The following is a 3,469-nucleotide window of genomic DNA, read 5'->3' as shown; positions in this document are numbered from 1 at the left end:
GGCGCCGGGCCGAGGGGGAGGGGCCGGGCGCCGGGCGGAGAACGGGACGGCCGGAGGATCAGCCGTTGCGGGGGGTGGGGAGGGTGCCCGGACGGGGCTCGGGCGGCTGCGCCGACCGCCCGGAGGGCGGGTGGGAGGCGGGTACCGGGGGAGCCCCGGCTCCCCCGGTCACGGCGTGTGCGGCGGCCCCGGTCTCCCGGCACTCCTCCCCGTCCCGGCCGGGCCGCCGTTCCGTCCGCGGCCCGTCGGCGGCCGGGGCCGTGGTCTGCGCGGTGGAGGCGCCGTCGGCCACCGCCGGCTCCTCCACCGCCGCGGCGCCACCCGCCCGTGCCGCCGGCCGGCGCGAGCCGTAGCGACGGTGTACGGCCTGTTTGGTCACGCCGAGCGCCGAGCCCACCGCATCCCAGGAGAAACCCAGCGACCGGTCGAACTCCACGGCCGCCGTCACCAGCGTCTCCGCACTGTCGCGCAGTTCCTGGGCGAGCCGGACGGTCGGCGCGGGCGCCCTGCCGTAGACGACGAAGCCCGCGGACGGTCCCGCGCGCCGTGGCCGGTAGACGTTGCCGAGCTGCGCGGTGAGCGTGCGCAGTGCGTCCACCTGCCGGCGGACCCGCTCGATGTCCCGAACCAGCAGGTGCAGGCTGGCCCGTGCCTGGGCGTCGGGGGTGGCGTGGTCGGCCATGGTCAAGCCTCTCGAACCGGCGTGGGATCGGCCGGCCGCGTCTGCGGCCGTTTCGGTCAAGCTGCATTGACCAACGCGGTACCGGGTGCCGGGGTAACGCCGAGGGGGCGTGAAAAGACACGCGGGAGCGGAGTGTTCGGGACCGTACGCCCCGGTCGGCTTCCCGGTGCCCGCCGGGCCCGGCGTCGCGGCGGACCGTAGACTGGTGCGCCGTTCCGCGCCCGCACCCGTCGTGCCCGCCCCGCCCCACCCCGCCAGTCCCCGACGCACCCGTCTCCGAGAGGTAGTCCCGCACCGATGAGGCTCGTCTTCTCCGGCACACCCGAGGTCGCCGTGCCCGCCCTCGACGCACTGATCGCCTCGGAGCGGCACGAGGTCGCGGCCGTCGTCACCCGGCCCGACGCGCCCGCCGGGCGCGGGCGCCGCCTGGTGGCCAGCCCGGTCGCCCAGCGGGCCGAGGAGGCCGGCATCGAGGTCCTCAAGCCCGCCCGCCCGCGCGACGAGGACTTCCTCGCCCGGTTGCGCGAGATCGCCCCGGACTGCTGCCCGGTCGTCGCCTACGGCGCGCTGCTGCCCGGGGTCGCGCTCGAGGTCCCGGCCAGGGGCTGGGTCAACCTGCACTTCTCGTTGCTGCCCGCCTGGCGCGGCGCCGCGCCCGTCCAGCACGCGATCATGGCCGGGGACGAGGTCACCGGGGCCTCCACCTTCCTCATCGAGGAGGGGCTGGACTCCGGACCGGTCTACGGCGTGGTCACCGAGGAGGTCCGGCCCACCGACACCAGCGGCGACCTGCTGACCCGGCTCGCCCTCGCCGGCGCCGGACTGCTGGCCGCCACCATGGACGGCATCGAGGACGGCACGCTGCGGGCCGTCCCCCAGCCCGCCGAGGGCGTCAGCCTCGCCCCCAAGATCACGGTCGAGGACGCCCGCGTGGACTGGACCGCTCCGGCCCTGCGCGTGGACCGCGTGGTGCGCGGCTGCGCGCCCGCGCCCGGCGCCTGGACGCTCTTCCGGGGCGAGCGGCTGAAGCTGCGGCAGACCGCACCCGCCCCCGGCCGTACCGGCCTGGCACCCGGCGAGCCGGTCGTCGGCAAGAACACCGTGCACGTCGGCACCGGTTCGCACGCCGTCGAACTGCTGTGGGTCCAGCCGCAGGGCAGGAAGCCGATGGCCGCCGCCGACTGGGCGCGCGGTGTGCGCATCGCCCCGGGGGAGCGGCTGGGGGACTGAGGCGGGTCGGCCCCACGCGGGCAGAGCCCTGTGCCGGGGGGATTAGGCTGGAACGCCGCGCCCCGGCGCCCACCGCGCGCCGCCCCCCGACACCACCCGGAGCACCTTTTCCGTGAGCAGCCGGCCACGCCGTCCCGCCAAGCCCTACCGCCGACCCGAGAAGGACCCCGTACGCCTGATCGCCTACGAGGCGCTGCGGGCCGTGGACGAGCGCGACGCGTACGCCAACCTCGTCCTGCCCCCGCTGCTGCGCGAGGGCCGCGAGCGCGGCGACCTCGATGGACGGGACGCGGCCCTGGCCACCGAGCTGGTCTACGGCACACTGCGCCGGCAGGGCACCTATGACGAGATCATTGCCGCCTGTGTGGACCGCCCGCTGCGCGAGGTGGACCCGCCGGTGCTGGATGTCCTCTCGCTCGGGGCCCACCAGTTGCTGGGCACCCGCATCCCCGCACACGCCGCGGTCAGCACCACCGTGGAGCTGGCCCGGGTCGTGCTCGGTGACGGACGGGCCAGGTTCGTCAACGCCGTACTGCGCAGGATCGCCTCCGACGACCTGGACGGCTGGCTGGAGAAGGTCGCCCCGCCCTACGAGGACGATCCCGAGGAGCACCTGGGGATCGTTCACGCACACCCCCGCTGGATCGTCTCCGCCCTGTGGGACGCGCTCGGCGGCGGGCGCGAGGACGTCGAGGCGCTGCTGGAGGCCGACAACGCCCGGCCCGAGGTCACCCTGGTCGCCCGCCCCGGCCGCGCCGCCGCCGGGGAACTGCTGACCGGTGACGCCGTGCCCGGGCGCTGGTCGCCGTACGCCGTCCGGCTCGCCGAGGGCGGCGAGCCCGGCGCGATCGAGGCGGTGCGCGAGGGGCGCGCCGGGGTGCAGGACGAGGGCAGCCAGCTGGTCGCCCTCGCGCTGGCGAACGCGCCCCTGGACGGGCCCGACCGCCGCTGGCTGGACGGCTGCGCCGGGCCGGGCGGCAAGGCCGCGCTGCTGGGCGCGCTGGCCGCCGGACGCGGCGCGGCCCTGCTCGCCGCCGAGAAGCAGCCCCACCGTGCCCGTCTGGTGGCCCGCGCCCTGCGCGGCAACCCCGGCCCCTGCCAGGTGGTCACCGCCGACGGCACCCGCCCCGCCTGGCGGCCAGGTTCCTTCGACCGCGTCCTGGTCGACGTGCCCTGCACCGGACTGGGCGCCCTGCGCCGCCGCCCCGAGGCTCGCTGGCGCCGCCGTCCCGAGGACCTGGCGGGCTTCGCCCCGCTCCAGCGCGGACTGCTGGCCGAGGCGCTGCGCGCGGCCCGGCCCGGCGGCGTCGTCGGTTACGCCACCTGCTCGCCGCACCCGGCCGAGACCCGCGCGGTCGTCGACGACGTGCTGAAACACGAGAGCGCCGAGCCGGTCGACGCCCGCCCGCTGCTGCCCGGCGTGCCCTCCCTGGGTGACGGCCCCGACATCCAGCTCTGGCCGCACCTGCACGGCACCGACGCGATGTACCTCGCCCTGCTGCGCCGCACCTGAGCCCGCCGGCCCCGCGTCCAGGTGCGCCCCGGCGCACCTGGACG

At 77.3% G+C, this 3,469-nt stretch carries 3 protein-coding genes; 2 read left to right on the top strand and 1 reads right to left on the bottom strand.

Translation table 11 applies throughout. The features are described 5' to 3' along the window. Positions 1-58: 58 nt before the first annotated feature. On the bottom strand, positions 59-682 hold the full coding sequence (locus LJ221_RS15905) for a hypothetical protein (RefSeq protein WP_241717392.1): 624 nt from the start codon (positions 680-682) through the stop codon (positions 59-61). Between the two features lie 297 nt (positions 683-979). Between LJ221_RS15905 and fmt the strand changes: the two genes are divergently transcribed. Then, positions 980-1,912, top strand: a complete 933-nt coding sequence (gene fmt / locus LJ221_RS15900; RefSeq protein ID WP_241717391.1) for a methionyl-tRNA formyltransferase — start codon at positions 980-982, stop codon at positions 1,910-1,912. Between the two features lie 112 nt (positions 1,913-2,024). Beyond that, a complete protein-coding gene (locus tag LJ221_RS15895) occupies positions 2,025-3,425 on the top strand; it encodes an RsmB/NOP family class I SAM-dependent RNA methyltransferase (RefSeq protein WP_241717390.1) in 1,401 nt (466 codons plus the stop codon). Positions 3,426-3,469 lie beyond the last annotated feature (44 nt).

The sequence above is a fragment of the Streptomyces sp. CNQ085 genome, assembly GCF_022614595.1.
Taxonomy (GTDB): domain Bacteria; phylum Actinomycetota; class Actinomycetes; order Streptomycetales; family Streptomycetaceae; genus Streptomyces.
Note: the sequence above shows the minus strand (reverse complement) of the source record. Positions and strands in the feature narration are given on the sequence as shown.

Excerpts from the sequence above, each read along its gene's own strand:
- fmt (WP_241717391.1), top strand. The coding sequence starts at position 980 with ATGAGGCTCGTCTTCTCCGGCACACCCGAGGTCGCCGTGCCCGCCCTC.
- LJ221_RS15905 (WP_241717392.1), bottom strand. The coding sequence starts at position 682 with ATGGCCGACCACGCCACCCCCGACGCCCAGGCACGGGCCAGCCTGCAC.